Raw genomic sequence first — 15,154 nt, forward strand, 5'->3', positions numbered from 1 at the left:
GCCCTGTCGCGCGCCCTCGTCGGATGCCGTGCGGCGGGCCGTTCGCTCAGGCGCGACGGGTACGGCCGCCGCGGGAGGCGCCGCCGAAGACCTTGGCCACCAGCCGGAAGGGGAGCGTCACCACGGTGGCGACGGCGGAGCCGATGGTGCGGAAGAGGTCTGCGATCGTGCGCATGATGTTCTCCTTCGTCGCGGTTGTGTGCTCTGCGCCTGACCCCGACCCCAGCCTCTAAACGTTCCGCTCAGCCCTTACCGGTGAGGTCCGCCGGGAACGCTCCGGCGGACGCCGCCGCGAACAGGTACCCGCGCCCCAGCTCGGTCAGCCGCTCGACACCCTCCGCGCCCAGGTGCTCGTACGGCGCGGCGTCCATCTCGTCCGTCGCCTCCTCCAGACCGGCCCGCAGCGCCACGCCCGCCTCGGTCAGCTCGCCCTCGGCGTCCAGCAGCCCGCGTACCCGCAGCCGCTCGGCCGCCGCCTCCCAGTCGGCCCGGCGCCAGCCGCGGGTGGCCAGGATCCACCGCGGCGCCATGCCCTTGCCGGTCGCGGTGTGGCTCACCATGGCCTCGACCGGGTCCAGTCCGGCGGCGAGGAGTGCGGCGAGGTGGGCGTCGCCGCGGTGCTCGCGCAGGAGGGTGGCGGCGTGCCAGTACGCCAGGTGCGGCTCCTGCGGCACCGGCAGATCGGCGTGGGCGGCGTACAGCGGCCGGGCGTGCCGGGTGCACCCCTCGGTGGCGCGCAGCGCGAGCTGCGCGGCCTCGGCCAGCCCGGCGGATGCGATGGTCTCCTCCCCGAGCAGTCGGCGGAGCGTCGTGTCGGCCGCCCGCAGGCGGGCGTCCAGGACCGCCTGCGGTGAGGCGACGGACCACACGGCGGGCAGATGGCGTGCCACCAGCTCGTGGTTGAAGTTGTAGAAGGTGGCGCTGACGGTGCCCGCTCCCACTGCCCCCAGCGCGGCGCTGCGTGCTGCGAAGTAGGCGGCGTCGGCGTCGGCGATGCCCAGCGCGCCCATCTCCTTGCCCAGGTCGGGGAGAAGTAGACGGTGGAGTGCACCGGGTTGAGGGCGTTGTGGCAGCGGCGTCCGGCGCGCGGAGGGAGAGTACTCATGTCCAGCACGTTACCGACTGGTCGGTACGCGATGGAAGGCGTACGCGGAGGATTTCCGGCGGCGCGGGGGCATGCCAGGCTGACCGACGGTCTCCGCGCGCACGCTCCGCAGGCCGAGCGGCCCGTCTCCCTCCGCGCCGGGGCGGTCCGCGGGGGACTGGCTCGCGGTTACGGCTCAGTACGCGACGGCCGCGGGCGCCTCGGCCGGCATCCACAGGGCCTGACGTCAAGGTCCGCAGCCGCCCCACGACCGCGGATCACCGGGCCGCCCCGGTCGGAGAGTTCCGTACGGGAGCCGCTTCGTCATCCGGTAGCCGCGCCGTCCACGGGCCCCGTGGTCCAGGTGAAGACGGGCGCCCGCCTCTCCAGGAACGCGGCGACCCCCTCGGCGGTGTCGCCGCTGCGGCGTGCCTGCTCCGCCCAGTACGGGTCCCGGTCCTCGCGCCCCGAGGCGAACTCCTTGGCCGCCGCCTGTGTCAGCTGCGAACGGGAAGCCAGGACGCGTACGAAGGAGTCGACCCGCCCGGCCAGTGCGCCGGGCGGCAGCACCTCGTCCACCAGCCCGGTGCGCAGTGCTCGTTCCGTACCGATCAGCTCGCCGGAATACAGCAGGAACTTCGCCGTCGCCGGTCCCACCAGCGCGACCAGCCGCCTGGTGGACGACGAGGGGTAGACGATGCCGAGCTTGGCCGGGGTGATCCCGAAGAAGGCGCCCTCCTCGGCGAACCGCAGGTCGCAGGCGGCGGCCAGCTGGCCGCCGCCTCCCACGCAGAAGCCGCGCACGGCTGCGAGCGTCGGCCGGGGGAAGGCAGCCAGTGCCTCCTCGGCCCGCACCGCGAGGGTCTGCGGGCCGCCGTCCGGCTCCGGGCGGGAGGCGCGGAGCGAGGAGATGTCCGCGCCCGCGCAGAAGGTGTCACCGGCACCGGTCAGCACGAGCGCCCGCACCGAGCGGTCGGCGGCCAGTCGCTCCAGCAGGACGGGCAGGGCCCGCCACATGTCCGCGGTCATGGCGTTGCGCTTGGCGGGGTTGCTGATGACGACGGTGGCGATCCCGTCCGCCACGGCGTGCTCCAGCCGGGGCTGATCCGTACGGTCCATGCGCCGGATGCTATCCGGGCGGTTCGATCCTATGATCGATAAGGGGTGCCGAAGCCGACACGCACGGTGAGGAGCTGTCGATGGCCGGTCCCGCTGCCGAGGGCAGGAAGCTCAGCCGCAGTTTCAGCTGGCTGGTCCTGCTCGGCGTTCTGCTCGTACTCGCGGGTCTGGTGGGTCTCGTCCACACGGGCGTGGCCACCCTGACCTCGATGCTGCTCTTCGGCTGGCTGCTGCTGCTCGGCGGCCTGGTAGGACTGCTCCACGCGCTCCAGTCCCGGGGTACCAGCTTCTTCTGGCTCGGCGTGGTGGTCGCCGCGCTGAACATCGCGGCGGGGGTCGTGGTGATCCGTCACCCGCAGGGAAGCGCCGAGGCGCTGACGATGTTCGCCGCGCTGCTCTTCCTCACCGGCGGCGTGTTCCGCCTGGTGGGCAGTGTCGTCGTGCGCGGCCCGCAGTTCGGCTGGACGCTGCTCCAGGGCGCGTTCGGTCTGCTGCTCGGCCTGCTGGTGCTCTTCGACTGGCCGCACAGCAGCCTCTACGTGCTCGGCTGCTTCTTCTCGCTCGCCCTGCTCTTCGACGGCCTCGGTCTGATCGCGTTCGGCATCGGCGGGCGGCAGATCGTCGGTATGGTCTCGGACCGGATGGCGTCGGGGGCGGCTTCGGACCGGGCGGCTCCCGGGGAGAAGCTCGACGGGCCCTCCGGGGGCGAGACAGCAGAAAACCGTCAGAAGTGGTCCGACAGTTGACGCCGTCATACTCACTCCGAGCAAATGTCGCCGATAAGTGACTATTTGTTGTCAGTGGCCCGGTGCAGACCAAGCGGTTCCCAACACTCTTTACCCGACGGTCAGTGATGTGCGAGCCGAGAGCGGGTACCCGATCATGGACAGCCTAGGGAGTGTCCCGGCCCCCACCGTGTACGAGGGGGTGTGGCGTTTCACCGCCCCCGCGGTCGACGTCTCGGTGCCCCGGGCGCGGCATGCCGTGCGGGATCTGGTGTACCGCCAGGGCGTGCCCCTCCAGGACGACATCCTCCAGGGCCTGCTGCTGATCGTCTCGGAACTGGTCACCAACGCGGTGAAGCACGCGGCGCTGCTCTCGCCCGAACTCGCGGTCGAGGTGGCCATCGGCGCCGACTGGATCAGGATCTCCGTCGAGGACAACCACCCCTACCGTCCCACCGCCCTGGAGACCGACTGCGCCCAGACCGGCGGCCGGGGCCTGCTGCTGGTGCGGGAGGTCACCGCGGAGGCGGGCGGCACCTGCGACGTGGAGCACACCTCGGGCGGCGGGAAGATCATCTGGGCGGCGCTGCCGTTCGGGACGCAGCTCTGACCGCCCCGTACCGACAGGCCGTCACCAGCCGGCGGACGGGCCCGTCAGCTCTCTGACCGCCGGCCGCGCGGCGTCGAGCACGGTCATGAACCACGCCGAGAACGGCGCCTGCGCATGCCGCTCGGCCAGCTCCCGCGCGGTCACGAAGGCCGTCTCGCCGACCTCCTCCGCATCCGGCGCCGGCCGCTCCTGGGCCATGCCCACGAAGAGGTGGTTGAACTCCTGCTCCACCAGTCCGGACGCCGGGTCCGGGTGGTTGTAGCGGACCGTGCCCGCCTCGGCCAGCAGCGAGGGGGAGATCCCGAGCTCCTCGAACGTACGCCGGGCGGCGGCGGCGAAGGGCGCCTCGCCCGGATACGGGTGGCCGCAGCAGGTGTTGGACCAGACGCCGGGGGAGTGGTACTTGCCGAGCGCGCGGCGCTGGAGCAGCAGCCGGCCCTGCTCGTCGAAGAGGAACACGGAGAACGCCCGGTGCAGCTGACCGGGTGCCTGATGGGCGGCGAGCTTCTCCGCGGTGCCGATGGTGGTGCCGCTCTCGTCGACCAGTTCGAGCATGATCGCTTCTGCGGTGCCGTTCGGCGAACTGTGCGCCGCGGTGGCTGGTGTGGTCGGCATACCCATCCTTCGCTTTGGTCCCCGGCCCCGTGCGCCGGGCCCCTGGAGTCCGGTCAAGTCTGCCGTACAAAAGCCGCTTGTCCGTACTTCGGCTCCGGGGGTGTCCCCCCGCCGCGCCGTCGGGGCGCGGCGGGGGGACAGCCCTCAGGCCGGAAACCGGAACATGAGGCCCGCCGCGTTCACGGCGCGGACGGCGGCCCGGTCGCCGTCCGCGGCCCGGTCGGTCACCCCGGATCGGCCGGGCGCAGCACGTAGCCGGCGTAGCCGTACTCCGCGCCGTGCTCACGCCGTACGGCCAGCTCCTCACGGGTGGCGGCGAGTGCCCACTCCATACCGGGAGCCGAGGGATCCGCTGAGGCCACCCGCTCGGCGAGCGGGACGTAGTAGGCGTCCCAGTCGCTGTCGGGCTGCACCAGCACCCCGCGCACCTGGTACCCGGCAGCGACCGCCGCCGCCGTGTTCGCGGCCACCGGGCGCAGCGAGCCGTGCCGCTCCCAGAAGGCGCGGGCGCCGGGGGAGGGCGAGTCCGTGGTCCAGACGCATTCGGTGATCACCAGCGAGCCGGGGGCGAGCAGCCGCCGCCAGTCACGCAGGGCGGTGTCGAAACCGATGAGGTACGCGGACCCCTCGGCCCACACCAGGTCGAACGAACCGGCGGGGAAGCCGGGCCCGGTGAGATCGGCCATGTCGGCCCTGACGGTACGGATGCGGTCACCGAGGCCCCGGGACCCGGCGGCCTCGCGCAGTTCGTCGAGGAACGGCTCGTGCAGATCGACGGCCGTCACCTCCGCGCCGGCCTCCGCCGCGAGCAGCAGGGCGGCCCGGCCGGGGCCGCAGCCCAGATCGAGGACGCGCGGACGGGCCGGCAGCGGACCCGTGAGGGCCAGCAGCCGCCGGCTGGTGGCATCAGAGCCGGGGCTCTGCCGGGGAAGGCGGTGGTGCAGGGAGAAAAACGCCTGGTGACGCGCGGAGGCGTCGGAGTGGTCGGTCAACGTGGGAAACCCTTGGGTACGAGGGCTCCGGCCGACGCGGCGACGACGAGTCGGCGCTAGCCGAGAACCCTGTGGATGAGGAAGGACCGCATGCTGCGCCGGGCAGCTGTCGCAGTGACCGTCATCGTCCTCAGCTCCTCTTTCGTACCGGGCGTCGCACCGCGGGAATTCCCGCGGGACCCGGGGAACCCTAGCACCGGCCGCCCCGAGGCGGCACCCGCTTCAGAGGCAGAGCTTCGCCTCGTGCTCCGCGTGACCGGCGGGCTCCAGCTGGAAGGTGCAGTGCTCCACGTCGAAGTGGTCGCCGAGGCAGCCCTGGAGCTCGTGGAGGAGCTTCTCGTGCCCTGTCGAGTCCAGCACGTCCTGGCGGACCACCACGTGCGCGGAGAGCACCGGCATGCCCGAGGTGATCGTCCAGGCGTGCAGATCGTGTACGTCCAGCACCCCGGGGAGCGCGGTGATGTGCGCCCGGACCTCAGCCATGTCGACGCCCTCGGGGGCCGCCTCCAGCAGTACGTTCAGGGTCTCCCGCAGCAGTTTCACCGTACGGGGGACGATCATCAGGCCGATCACCAGGGAGGCGATCGGGTCGGCGGCCTGCCAGCCGGTGGCCAGGATGACGCCCGCCGACACCAGCACGGTCACGGAGCCGAGCGTGTCCGCCATCACCTCCAGATAGGCGCCCCGCACGTTGACGCTGTCCTTCTGCCCCCGCATCAGCAGGGAGAGGGAGACCAGGTTGGCGACCATCCCCACGGCGGCGAAGGCGATGGCGAGCCCGCCCTTGGTCTCGGCGGGCGTGATGAAGCGGTCGACCGCCTCGAAGACCAGGTAGCCGCCGACGCCGAGCAGCAGCAGGCAGTTGGCCAGCGCGGCGAGGATCTCGGCGCGGGCGAAGCCGAAGGTCCGGTTGAGCCCGGCCGGCCTGTTGGCGAAGTGGATGGCGAGGAGCGCCATGCCGAGCCCCAGCGCGTCGGTCGCCATGTGGGCGGCGTCCGCGAGCAGGGCCAGCGAGTCGGAGAGCAGACCACCGACGATCTCCATGACCATGACCCCGAGCGTGATGCCGAGGGCGATCCGCAGCCGGCCCTTGTACGCGGCGGCCGCCGTGGCCGTAGGAGGCGGCCCTCCCCGCGTGTGCCCGTGGTCGTGGCCAGCCCCCATGAAAACCCCTCCGGTCCGGTGGAACGACGACGGCGCGGTCCGCCCTGCGGGGGTCAGTCAACTACGGGTGGGGGGTATCGGGCAACACGGCACTGAACACCGTTGTCATATGCTCTGACCTGCGGAAACGTTCGCAGGTCAGAGCATTGCCGCACCTCACGTCACCCTCGTGCCGCGCGGTCAGCGGAGGCGTGCCTCCGGATGGCGCAGGCACCAGCCCTCCCACGCGGACTCCACCATCTCCCGCACCCCGAGCCGCGCGCTCCACCCCAGCTCGCGCGACATCCGGGCGGCCGAGGCGACGGCCCTCGCCGCGTCACCGGCCCGGCGCGGCTCGATGACGGCGTCCACCGGACGGCCCGTCACCTCACCCACCAGATCCGCCAGCTCGCGCACCGAGACGCCCTCGCCCCGGCCCACGTTCACCGTCAGGTCCCCGGCGGCCGTCTCCCCGCCGAGCTTCCTGGCGACCGCGAGGTGCGCGTCCGCGAGATCGGCGACATGGATGTAGTCCCGGACGCAGGTGCCGTCCGGCGTCGGGTAGTCGTCACCGAAGATCCGGGGGGCCTCGCCGCGGGTGAGCCGGTCGAAGAACATCGGGACGACGTTGTAGACACCCGTGTCCGCCAGCTCGGGCCGGGCCGCGCCCGCCACGTTGAAGTAGCGCAGACAGGCGGTGGACAGGCCGTGCGCCCGCCCCGCCGCGCGCACCAGCCACTCGCCGGCGAGCTTCGTCTCACCGTAGGGATTGATGGGAGCGCACGGGGTGTCCTCGGTGATGAGGTCCACGTCGGGTACGCCGTAGACGGCGGCGGACGAGGAGAAGAGGAAGCGTCGCACCCCGGCGGCGACGACGGCTTCGAGCAGGACGGTCAGCCCGGTGACGTTCTCCCGGTAGTACAGCAGCGGCTGCTCCACGGACTGGCCCACCTGCTTCTTGGCCGCGAGGTGCACCACACCGGTCACCGCGTGCTCGGCGAGCACCCGGTCCAGCAGCGCGCGGTCCGATGCCGAACCCCGCACCAGGGGGATGTCCTCGGGCAGCCGCCCCGGCATGCCCGTGGAGATGTCGTCGAGCACGACGACCCGTTCCCCGGCGAAGGCCATGGCCTTCGCCACATGCGCCCCGATGTAACCCGCTCCACCTGTGATCAGCCACGTCATGGGCGTCAGCCTATGCGCTGCCCCCACCGCGGTTTGTGGGCCGAGGTGTTGATCGACGATGATGACCGCGAACGGCGCCGGATAGTGCCCGACCGCCCCGAACAGGGCTTGAACGGGCGGTGAACTCCGCCTTCCGTTCATCCGATAGCCTCAGCCGACGCGCCGCGGGCCCACCTCCGGACCGCACGGTCGCGCCGTCCACGTCCAGCGCCAAGGAGTGAGTTCGTCTGTCGACCGCCATCCTCACCGGTGCGCCGGTACCCGGATCGTCGCTCGAGGACGATCTGCGGTCCCTGGGCTTTGACGTACGGGCCGCCGACGACGCCACCGAAGCCGCCGCGATGCTCGCCGCGGTTCCCGCCGGCGGACGCGTCGCGCTGGTCGACCCCCGGTTCGTCGGCCACCTGCACGCCCTGCGGCTCGGGCTGACCGATCCCCGCTTCGACGTCGCCGCCCTGCCCGGCGCGCTCACCGCGCAGCCCGGGGCGCGGGCGGCGCTGGTGCGCGCCCTGGACAGGACCGTCGCCGCGGTCGGCGCGGGAAGCCCCGTGGGGCCCCCGCCCGCCGACCCGGACGCCGAGGACCGCACGGTCCCGGGCCGCCTCGCGGTGGCCCTGGAGACCGGGGGCACCCCGGTGCAGCGGCCCGAGCTCGGTTCGCTCACCGCGGCCGTCCCCACCGGTCCGCAGGCACGCGCCGCCGCGCGTGAGGCCGTCGCCGCCGTCGACGACGAGGCGGTACGGCTGCGCAACGCGGTGAAGGCCCACGACGGTTTCGTCACCACGTTCCTGGTCAGCCCCTACTCCCGCTACATCGCCCGCTGGTGCGCCCGGCGCGGGCTCACCCCCAACCAGGTCACCACCGCCTCACTGATCACCGCGCTGGTCGCGGCGGGCAGCGCGGCGACCGGCACCCGCGGCGGTTACGTCGCCGCAGGCGTGCTGCTGCTCCTCTCCTTCGTCCTGGACTGCACGGACGGGCAGCTCGCCCGCTACTCGTTGCAGTACTCGACGATGGGCGCCTGGCTGGACGCCACGTTCGACCGGGCCAAGGAGTACGCGTACTACGCCGGTCTCGCACTCGGAGCGGCCCGGGGCGGTGACGACGTATGGGTCCTCGCGCTCGGCGCGATGGTCCTCCAGGCGTGCCGCCACATCGTCGACTTCTCATTCAACGAGGCCAACCACGACGCGGTCTCCAACACGAGCCCCACGGCGGCACTCTCCGACCGGCTCGACAGCGTCGGCTGGACGGTCTGGCTGCGGCGGATGATAGTGCTGCCGATCGGCGAGCGCTGGGCCATGATCGCCGTGCTGACCGCCGTGACCAGCCCCCGTGTCGTCTTCTACGCCCTGCTCGTCGGCTGCTCGCTCGCCGCCTGCTACACCACCGCCGGCCGCCTCCTGCGCTCGCTGACCCGCAAGGCGCGGCGCACCGACCGGGCCGCTCAGGCCCTCTCCGACCTCGCGGACTCGGGCCCGCTCGCACGGGCGGCCGCCGCCGTCGTCCCGAGGCCCGGCGGCGGTTTCACCGCCCCGCTGCTGGCGCTCACCGGTGCTGCGGCGATCATCGCCGCGGCCCTCCTCCTGCCGTACGGAAGCCCGCTGACCGTGGCCGCCGCCGCGCTCTACGCGGTCCTCTCGGGCGCCGCCGTCGCGCGTCCCCTCAAGGGCGCGCTCGACTGGCTCGTACCCCCGGTGTTCAGGGCCGCGGAGTACTGCACGGTGCTCGTCCTGGCCGCCCGCAGCGACGTCCCGCACGCCCTTCCCGCGGCCTTCGGGCTGGTCTCAGCCGTCGCCTACCATCACTACGACACGGTGTACCGCATCCGCGGCGGCACCGGCGCGCCGCCCCGGTGGCTGGTGCGGACGATCGGTGGACACGAGGGCCGGACCGTCGTGGTGGCCGTGTGCGCCGCCGTACTGACCCACGCCTCGGATTTCACCACGGCTCTCACCGCGCTCGCGGTGGCCGTGGCTCTGGTGGTGCTCGTGGAGTCCATCCGCTTCTGGGTGTCCTCCTCGGCCCCCGCCGTACACGACGAAGGAGAACTCGCATGATCGGCCTCGTACTGGCAGCCGGTGCAGGGCGACGTCTGCGCCCCTACACGGACACGCTGCCCAAGGCGCTCGTCCCTGTCGACGGTGACACGACGGTCCTCGACCTCACGCTCGCCAACTTCGCCGAGGTCGGACTCACCGAGGTCGCGATCGTGGTCGGCTACCGCAAGGAAGCCGTCTACGCCCGCAAGGCGGAGCTCGAGGCGAAGTACGGCGTGACGCTCACCCTGATCGACAACGACAAGGCCGAGGAGTGGAACAACGCCTACTCCCTGTGGTGCGCCCGTGAGGTCCTGAAGCAGGGCGTCATCCTCGCGAACGGCGACACCGTGCACCCGGTCTCCGTCGAGAAGACCCTCCTGGACGCCCGCGGCAAGGGTCAGAAGATCATCCTCGCCCTCGACACGGTGAAGAGCCTCGCCGACGAGGAGATGAAGGTCATCACCGAGGGCGGCAAGGGTGTCCGCCGCATCACCAAGCTGATGGACCCGGCCACCGCGACCGGCGAGTACATCGGCGTCACGCTGATCGAGCCCGAGGCGGCCGAAGAGCTCGCCGACGCGCTGAGGACCACGTTCGAGCGCGACCCGGACCTCTACTACGAGGACGGCTACCAGGAGCTCGTCAACCGCGGCTTCACCGTCGACGTGGCCCCCATCGGGGAAGTGACGTGGGTCGAGATCGACAACCACGACGACCTCAAGAGGGGCCGGGAGATCGCGTGCCAGTACTGACCCGGCTCATTCCGTCCCCGGTCGTCGTCGACATCAGCCGGGGCGCGATCGGAGACCTCGCCGGTCTCCTCGCCGACCAGCGGATCTCCTCCTCCGGCAAGCTCGCCTTCGCCGTGAGCGACGGCTCTGGACAGAAACTCCGGGAGAAGCTGTCGCCCCTCCTGCCGGGCGCCGACTGGTACGTGGTGTCGGACGGCACCATCGACTCCGCCGTGAAGCTCGCGGACGGCATCAAGGGCAAGCGGTACGACGCCGTGGTCGGCCTCGGCGGCGGCAAGATCCTCGACGTGACCAAGTACGCGGCGGCCCGGGTCGGCCTGCCGATGGTCGCCGTCGCGACGAACCTCTCGCACGACGGCATCTGCTCCCCGGTGTCCACGCTGGACAACGACAACGGACGCGGCTCCTACGGAGTCCCCACGCCCATCGCCATGGTCATCGACCTCGATGTGATCCGTGCGGCCCCCGCCCGCTTCGTCCGGTCCGGCATCGGTGACGCGATCTCCAACATCTCCGCGATCGCCGACTGGGAGCTCTCGCGCCAGGTCACCGGCGAAGCGGTCGACGGACTGGCCGCGGCCATGGCCCGTACCGCGGGTGAGGCCGTGCTCCGCCACCCCGGCGGCGTCGGCGACGACGAGTTCCTCACCGTCCTCGCCGAGGGGCTCGTCCTCTCCGGGATCGCGATGTCGATCAGCGGCGACACCCGCCCCTCGTCCGGCGCCTGCCACGAGATCAGCCACGCCTTCGACCTGCTCTTCCCGAAGCGCGCGGCGAGCCACGGCGAGCAGGTCGGCCTCGGCGCGGCCTTCGCGATGCACCTGCGCGGGGCCTTGGAGCAGTCCGGTCTCTTCGCCGACGCGCTGCGCAGGCACGGGCTGCCCGTCCTGCCGGGCGAGATCGGCTTCAGCGCCGCCGAGTTCGTGCAGGCCGTCGAGTACGCACCCCAGACGCGGCCGGGACGCTTCACGATCCTGGAACACCTCAACCTCTCCACCGAACAGATCAAGGACGCATACGCCGACTATGCAAAAGCCATCGGTAGCTGAGCTCCGACCGGTCGTCCACCCCCCGGGTGTGAAGGACCGCCGTAGCGGCGAGCACTGGGCCGGCCGGCTCTACATGCGCGAGGTCTCCCTGCGCATCGACCGGCATCTGGTGAACACCAGGGTCACGCCCAACCAGCTGACCTACGTGATGACCGTCGCGGGCGCACTCGCCGCCCCGGCGCTGCTCGTCCCCGGCATCACGGGCGCCCTGCTCGGTGTGCTGATGGTCCAGCTCTACCTGCTGCTCGACTGCGTGGACGGCGAGGTGGCCCGCTGGAAGAAGCAGTACTCCCTCGCCGGGGTCTACCTGGACCGGGTCGCCGCCTACCTGTGCGACGCCGCGGTCCTCGTCGGTTTCGGCCTGCGCGCCGCTGACCTGTGGGGCCAGGGGCGGATCGACTGGCTGTGGGCCTTCCTCGGCACCCTGGCCGCACTCGGCGCCATCCTGATCAAGGCCGAGACCGACCTCGTCGGCGTCGCCCGCCACCAGGGCGGGAAGCCGCCGGTGCAGGAGTCCGCCTCCGAGCCGCGCTCCTCCGGGATGGCGCTGGCCCGCAAGGCCGCCGCCGCGCTCAAGTTCCACCGGCTGGTCCTCGGGGTCGAGGCGTCCCTGCTGATCCTGGCCGCGGCGATCGCGGACAGCATCAGGGACGACCTGTTCTTCTCGCGGCTCGGTGTCGCCGTCCTCGCGGGGATCGCGCTCCTGCAGACGCTGCTCCACCTGGTGTCCGTGCTCGCTTCCAGCAGGCTGAAGTGAGCGGCGGGGCGGGCGCGGGCATGAAACTCGGCGCGGTCGTCATCACGATGGGTAACCGGCCCGCCGAGCTGCGTGCCCTGCTCGACTCGGTCGCGGCGCAGGAGGGCGACCGGATCGAGGTGGTGGTCGTCGGCAACGGCGCCCCCGTGCCCGACGTCCCCGCGGGGGTACGCACGGTGGAACTGCCGGAGAACCTGGGCATCCCCGGGGGCCGCAACGTCGGGATCGAGGCGTTCGGTCCCTCCGGCGCCGACGTCGACGTGCTGCTCTTCCTGGACGACGACGGGCTCCTCCCCAACACGGACACCGCCGAGCTCTGCCGGCAGGCGTTCGCCGCCGACGACAGGCTGGGCATCATCACCTTCCGGATCGCCGACCCGGAGACCGGCGTCACCCAGCGCAGGCACGTGCCCCGGCTCCGCGCGTCGGACCCGATGCGCTCGTCGCGGGTGACGACCTTCCTCGGCGGCGCCAACGCCGTACGCACCCAGGTGCTCGCCGAGGTCGGCGGGCTGCCGGACGACTTCTTCTACGCCCACGAGGAGACCGATCTGGCCTGGCGCGCGCTGAACGCCGGCTGGATGATCGACTACCGCGCGGACATGGTGCTCAACCATCCGACCACCGCTCCCTCGCGGCACGCGGTCTACCACCGTATGGTGGCCCGCAACAGGGTCTGGCTGGCACGCCGCAACCTCCCCGCGCCCCTGGTCCCCGTCTACGTCGGTGTCTGGCTGCTGCTGACCCTGGTCCGCAGGCCGTCCGGTCCCGCGCTCAAGGCGTGGTTCGGCGGCTTCCGGGAAGGGTGGGCGACGCCCTGCGGACCCCGGCGCCCGATGAAGTGGCGTACGGTGTGGCGCCTGACCAGACTGGGCCGCCCTCCCGTGATCTGAGAAGTTCGCCTCTGAGAGCATGAGGCGTACTTTTCTTTCCGGGACCTGTCCGCCTGAGCCGCGCCCGCGACTGGCTGCGCATCTTGAAGACGAGAGTTTCAACTTGTGAGTGACACAACCCATGACGGCTCGGTCGCGCTGAGCGCCCAGCCGTCCGCCGACGAGGGCCTCAGCGCGGCCCAGGTGGCCGACAAGTACGGTCTGACGGTGAGTGGCGCCCGGCCGGGGCTGACCCAGTACATCCGCCAGCTCTGGGGCCGGCGCCACTTCATCATGGCGTTCTCCAGGGCGAAGCTGACGGCGCAGTACAGCCAGGCCAAGCTCGGCCAGCTGTGGCAGGTGGCGACACCGCTGCTGAACGCCCTGGTCTACTACCTGATCTTCGGCCTGATCCTCGGGACCAGGAAGGGGATGAGCCAGGAGGTCTTCATCCCCTTCCTGGTGACCGGCGTCTTCGTGTTCACCTTCACGCAGAGCTCGGTCATGGCGGGGGTCCGCTCCATCTCCGGGAACCTCGGGCTTGTCCGGGCGCTGCACTTCCCCCGCGCCTCCCTCCCCATCTCCTTCTCGCTCCAGCAGCTCCAGCAGCTGATGTTCTCGATGATCGTGCTGATCGCCGTGGCCGTGGGCTTCGGCAGTTATCCGACGCTCTCCTGGCTGCTCGTCCTGCCCGCGCTCTTCCTGCAGTTCTTCTTCAACACGGGCCTGGCGCTCGCCATGGCCAGACTCGGCAGCAAGACGCCCGACCTGGCCCAGCTGATGCCGTTCGTGATGCGGACCTGGATGTACGCGTCGGGCGTCATGTTCTCCATCCCGGTGATGCTCGCGGACAAGCCGCAGTGGATCGCCGACGTGCTCCAGTACAACCCGGCGGCCATCTACATGGACCTGGTGCGCTTCGCGCTCATCGACGGTTACGGCTCCGAGAACCTGCCGCAGCACGTCTGGGCGGTCGGGCTCGCCTGGGCGCTCTTCGTGGGCGTCGCGGGCTTCGTGTACTTCTGGAAGGCAGAGGAACGGTACGGCCGTGGCTGAGGACAAGATCCAGGAGAAGATTCCCACCGTCGTCGCCGACGACGTGCACATCGTGTACCGCGTCAACGGGGCGGCCGGGGGCAAGGGCAGTGCCACCGCGGCGCTGAGCCGGATCGTGCGCCGCGGCAAGGGCGAGTCGCGCGGCGTCCGCAAGGTCCACGCCGTACGGGGGGTCACCTTCACCGCGTACCGCGGCGAGGCCATCGGCCTCATCGGGACGAACGGCTCGGGGAAGTCGACGCTGCTCCGGGCCATCGCCGGGCTCCTCCCCACGGAGCACGGCAAGGTCTACACCGACGGCCAGCCCTCGCTGCTCGGCGTGAACGCGGCGCTGATGAGCGATCTGACAGGTGAGCGCAACATCGTTCTGGGCGGTCTGGCGATGGGGATGAGCCGCGAGGAGATCCGCTCGCGCTACCACGAGATCGTCGAGTTCTCCGGGATCAACGAGAAGGGCGACTTCATCACGCTGCCGATGCGGACGTACTCCTCCGGTATGGCCGCCAGGCTGCGGTTCTCGATCGCCGCCGCCAAGAACCACGACGTCCTCATGATCGACGAGGCGCTGGCCACCGGTGACCGGAAGTTCCGCATCCGCTCCGAGGAGCGCATCCGTGAACTGCGCAAGGAAGCGGGCACCGTCTTCCTCGTCAGCCACAACAACAAGTCGATCAGGGACACCTGCGACCGCGTGCTGTGGCTGGAGAAGGGTGAGCTCCTGATGGACGGGCCCACCGAAGAGGTGCTGAAGGCGTACGAGCGGGAGACCAGCAAGTAGCCGTCCGCCGTTCCTGTGGCCTCCGCCCGAGTACGCCCGGGCGGAGGCCACAGCGGTGCGCGGGGCCCGCGCGCGGACCGCGGTACCGCCGGTCACCGGTCTCCTCCCGGCGGATGACGCCAATTCCCCGCCGACGGGGAAGGTTGGCTGGAACACCGGCACGGCCGCCACGCGCGGAACACCCCGCGGGGGGCTTGTGAGCTGTACAACGTAAGCTGTAGCGGTGCTGATTCGTGGCAAGTGGGGCGATACGCCCGGTGCGAGCGGCCTGCGGCTCCCCCGCACTGGGAAGAGCGAGCGGTGTGTCCGAAAAGGGTTGTTTTGGGTCAGCAGTGTAGAACGGGAGATGTGACGGCAATGACGGAAGATCTCCAG

Annotated in this window: 14 protein-coding genes and 2 pseudogenes; 9 read left to right on the forward strand and 7 right to left on the reverse strand. The window is 71.3% G+C overall.

Annotation, left to right across the window (positions count from 1 at the left end; all coding sequences use genetic code 11):
- Nucleotides 1–46: 46 nt before the first annotated feature.
- The 3 genes and pseudogenes from Sfulv_RS30775 to Sfulv_RS25280 all read right to left on the reverse strand — a co-directional run bounded on the left by Sfulv_RS30775 (nucleotide 47) and on the right by Sfulv_RS25280 (nucleotide 2,203).
- Entirely contained in the window at nucleotides 47–178 is a 132-nt protein-coding gene (locus Sfulv_RS30775) for an LPFR motif small protein (RefSeq protein ID WP_371874731.1), read from the reverse strand.
- Between the two features lie 64 nt (nucleotides 179–242).
- Nucleotides 243–1,105, reverse strand: a pseudogene (locus tag Sfulv_RS25275) (SCO6745 family protein).
- A gap of 303 nt (nucleotides 1,106–1,408) precedes the next feature.
- Nucleotides 1,409–2,203: an enoyl-CoA hydratase/isomerase family protein gene (locus Sfulv_RS25280; protein ID WP_173316789.1), complete on the reverse strand. Its 795-nt coding sequence runs from the start codon at nucleotides 2,201–2,203 to the stop codon at nucleotides 1,409–1,411.
- An 80-nt stretch (nucleotides 2,204–2,283) separates the two neighbouring features.
- Between Sfulv_RS25280 and Sfulv_RS25285 the strand changes: the two genes are divergently transcribed.
- Both Sfulv_RS25285 and Sfulv_RS25290 read left to right on the forward strand, forming a co-directional pair.
- Nucleotides 2,284–2,949 (forward strand): HdeD family acid-resistance protein, encoded by a 666-nt coding sequence (locus tag Sfulv_RS25285; protein WP_173316790.1) that lies wholly within the window; start codon nucleotides 2,284–2,286, stop codon nucleotides 2,947–2,949.
- 136 nt (nucleotides 2,950–3,085) lie between these two features.
- Nucleotides 3,086–3,538, forward strand: coding sequence for an ATP-binding protein (locus Sfulv_RS25290; protein WP_173316791.1), 453 nt, complete (start codon nucleotides 3,086–3,088; stop codon nucleotides 3,536–3,538).
- A gap of 21 nt (nucleotides 3,539–3,559) precedes the next feature.
- Here the strand turns inward: Sfulv_RS25290 and idi are convergent, their stop codons facing one another.
- The 4 genes and pseudogenes from idi to galE form a co-directional block, all read right to left on the reverse strand.
- Nucleotides 3,560–4,153, reverse strand: a complete 594-nt coding sequence (gene idi, locus Sfulv_RS25295; RefSeq protein WP_173316792.1) for an isopentenyl-diphosphate Delta-isomerase — start codon at nucleotides 4,151–4,153, stop codon at nucleotides 3,560–3,562.
- A gap of 156 nt (nucleotides 4,154–4,309) precedes the next feature.
- Nucleotides 4,310–5,145, reverse strand: a pseudogene (locus tag Sfulv_RS25300) (class I SAM-dependent methyltransferase); the annotation flags it as partial.
- Nucleotides 5,146–5,367: 222 nt separating this feature from the next.
- Nucleotides 5,368–6,309, reverse strand: a complete 942-nt coding sequence (locus tag Sfulv_RS25305) for a cation diffusion facilitator family transporter (protein WP_173316793.1) — start codon at nucleotides 6,307–6,309, stop codon at nucleotides 5,368–5,370.
- 180 nt (nucleotides 6,310–6,489) lie between these two features.
- Nucleotides 6,490–7,473: a UDP-glucose 4-epimerase GalE gene (gene galE, locus Sfulv_RS25310; RefSeq protein WP_173316794.1), complete on the reverse strand. Its 984-nt coding sequence runs from the start codon at nucleotides 7,471–7,473 to the stop codon at nucleotides 6,490–6,492.
- Nucleotides 7,474–7,700: 227 nt separating this feature from the next.
- Here galE and Sfulv_RS25315 point away from each other — a divergent pair, with 227 nt between their 5' ends.
- The 7 genes from Sfulv_RS25315 to Sfulv_RS25345 all read left to right on the forward strand — a co-directional run bounded on the left by Sfulv_RS25315 (nucleotide 7,701) and on the right by Sfulv_RS25345 (nucleotide 14,779).
- Entirely contained in the window at nucleotides 7,701–9,533 is a 1,833-nt protein-coding gene (locus Sfulv_RS25315; protein ID WP_173318212.1) for a DUF5941 domain-containing protein, read from the forward strand.
- On the forward strand, nucleotides 9,530–10,267 hold the full coding sequence (locus Sfulv_RS25320; protein WP_173316795.1) for a phosphocholine cytidylyltransferase family protein: 738 nt from the start codon (nucleotides 9,530–9,532) through the stop codon (nucleotides 10,265–10,267). The genes Sfulv_RS25315 and Sfulv_RS25320 overlap by 4 nt, the downstream gene beginning before the upstream one ends.
- Nucleotides 10,255–11,316 (forward strand): iron-containing alcohol dehydrogenase family protein, encoded by a 1,062-nt coding sequence (locus Sfulv_RS25325; RefSeq protein ID WP_173316796.1) that lies wholly within the window; start codon nucleotides 10,255–10,257, stop codon nucleotides 11,314–11,316. The genes Sfulv_RS25320 and Sfulv_RS25325 overlap by 13 nt, the downstream gene beginning before the upstream one ends.
- Nucleotides 11,294–12,073, forward strand: a complete 780-nt coding sequence (locus Sfulv_RS25330; protein WP_173316797.1) for a CDP-alcohol phosphatidyltransferase family protein — start codon at nucleotides 11,294–11,296, stop codon at nucleotides 12,071–12,073. Before Sfulv_RS25325 ends, Sfulv_RS25330 begins: the two co-directional genes overlap by 23 nt.
- 20 nt (nucleotides 12,074–12,093) lie before the next feature.
- Nucleotides 12,094–12,966, forward strand: a complete 873-nt coding sequence (locus tag Sfulv_RS25335; protein WP_173318214.1) for a glycosyltransferase family 2 protein — start codon at nucleotides 12,094–12,096, stop codon at nucleotides 12,964–12,966.
- A gap of 105 nt (nucleotides 12,967–13,071) precedes the next feature.
- Nucleotides 13,072–14,001: an ABC transporter permease gene (locus Sfulv_RS25340; RefSeq protein ID WP_173316798.1), complete on the forward strand. Its 930-nt coding sequence runs from the start codon at nucleotides 13,072–13,074 to the stop codon at nucleotides 13,999–14,001.
- A complete protein-coding gene (locus Sfulv_RS25345; protein ID WP_173316799.1) occupies nucleotides 13,994–14,779 on the forward strand; it encodes an ABC transporter ATP-binding protein in 786 nt (261 codons plus the stop codon). Before Sfulv_RS25340 ends, Sfulv_RS25345 begins: the two co-directional genes overlap by 8 nt.
- Nucleotides 14,780–15,154 lie beyond the last annotated feature (375 nt).

Origin of the sequence: Streptomyces fulvorobeus (genome assembly GCF_013167895.1) — a bacterium.
In the GTDB taxonomy this organism is placed as follows: Bacteria; Actinomycetota; Actinomycetes; order Streptomycetales; family Streptomycetaceae; genus Streptomyces; species Streptomyces fulvorobeus.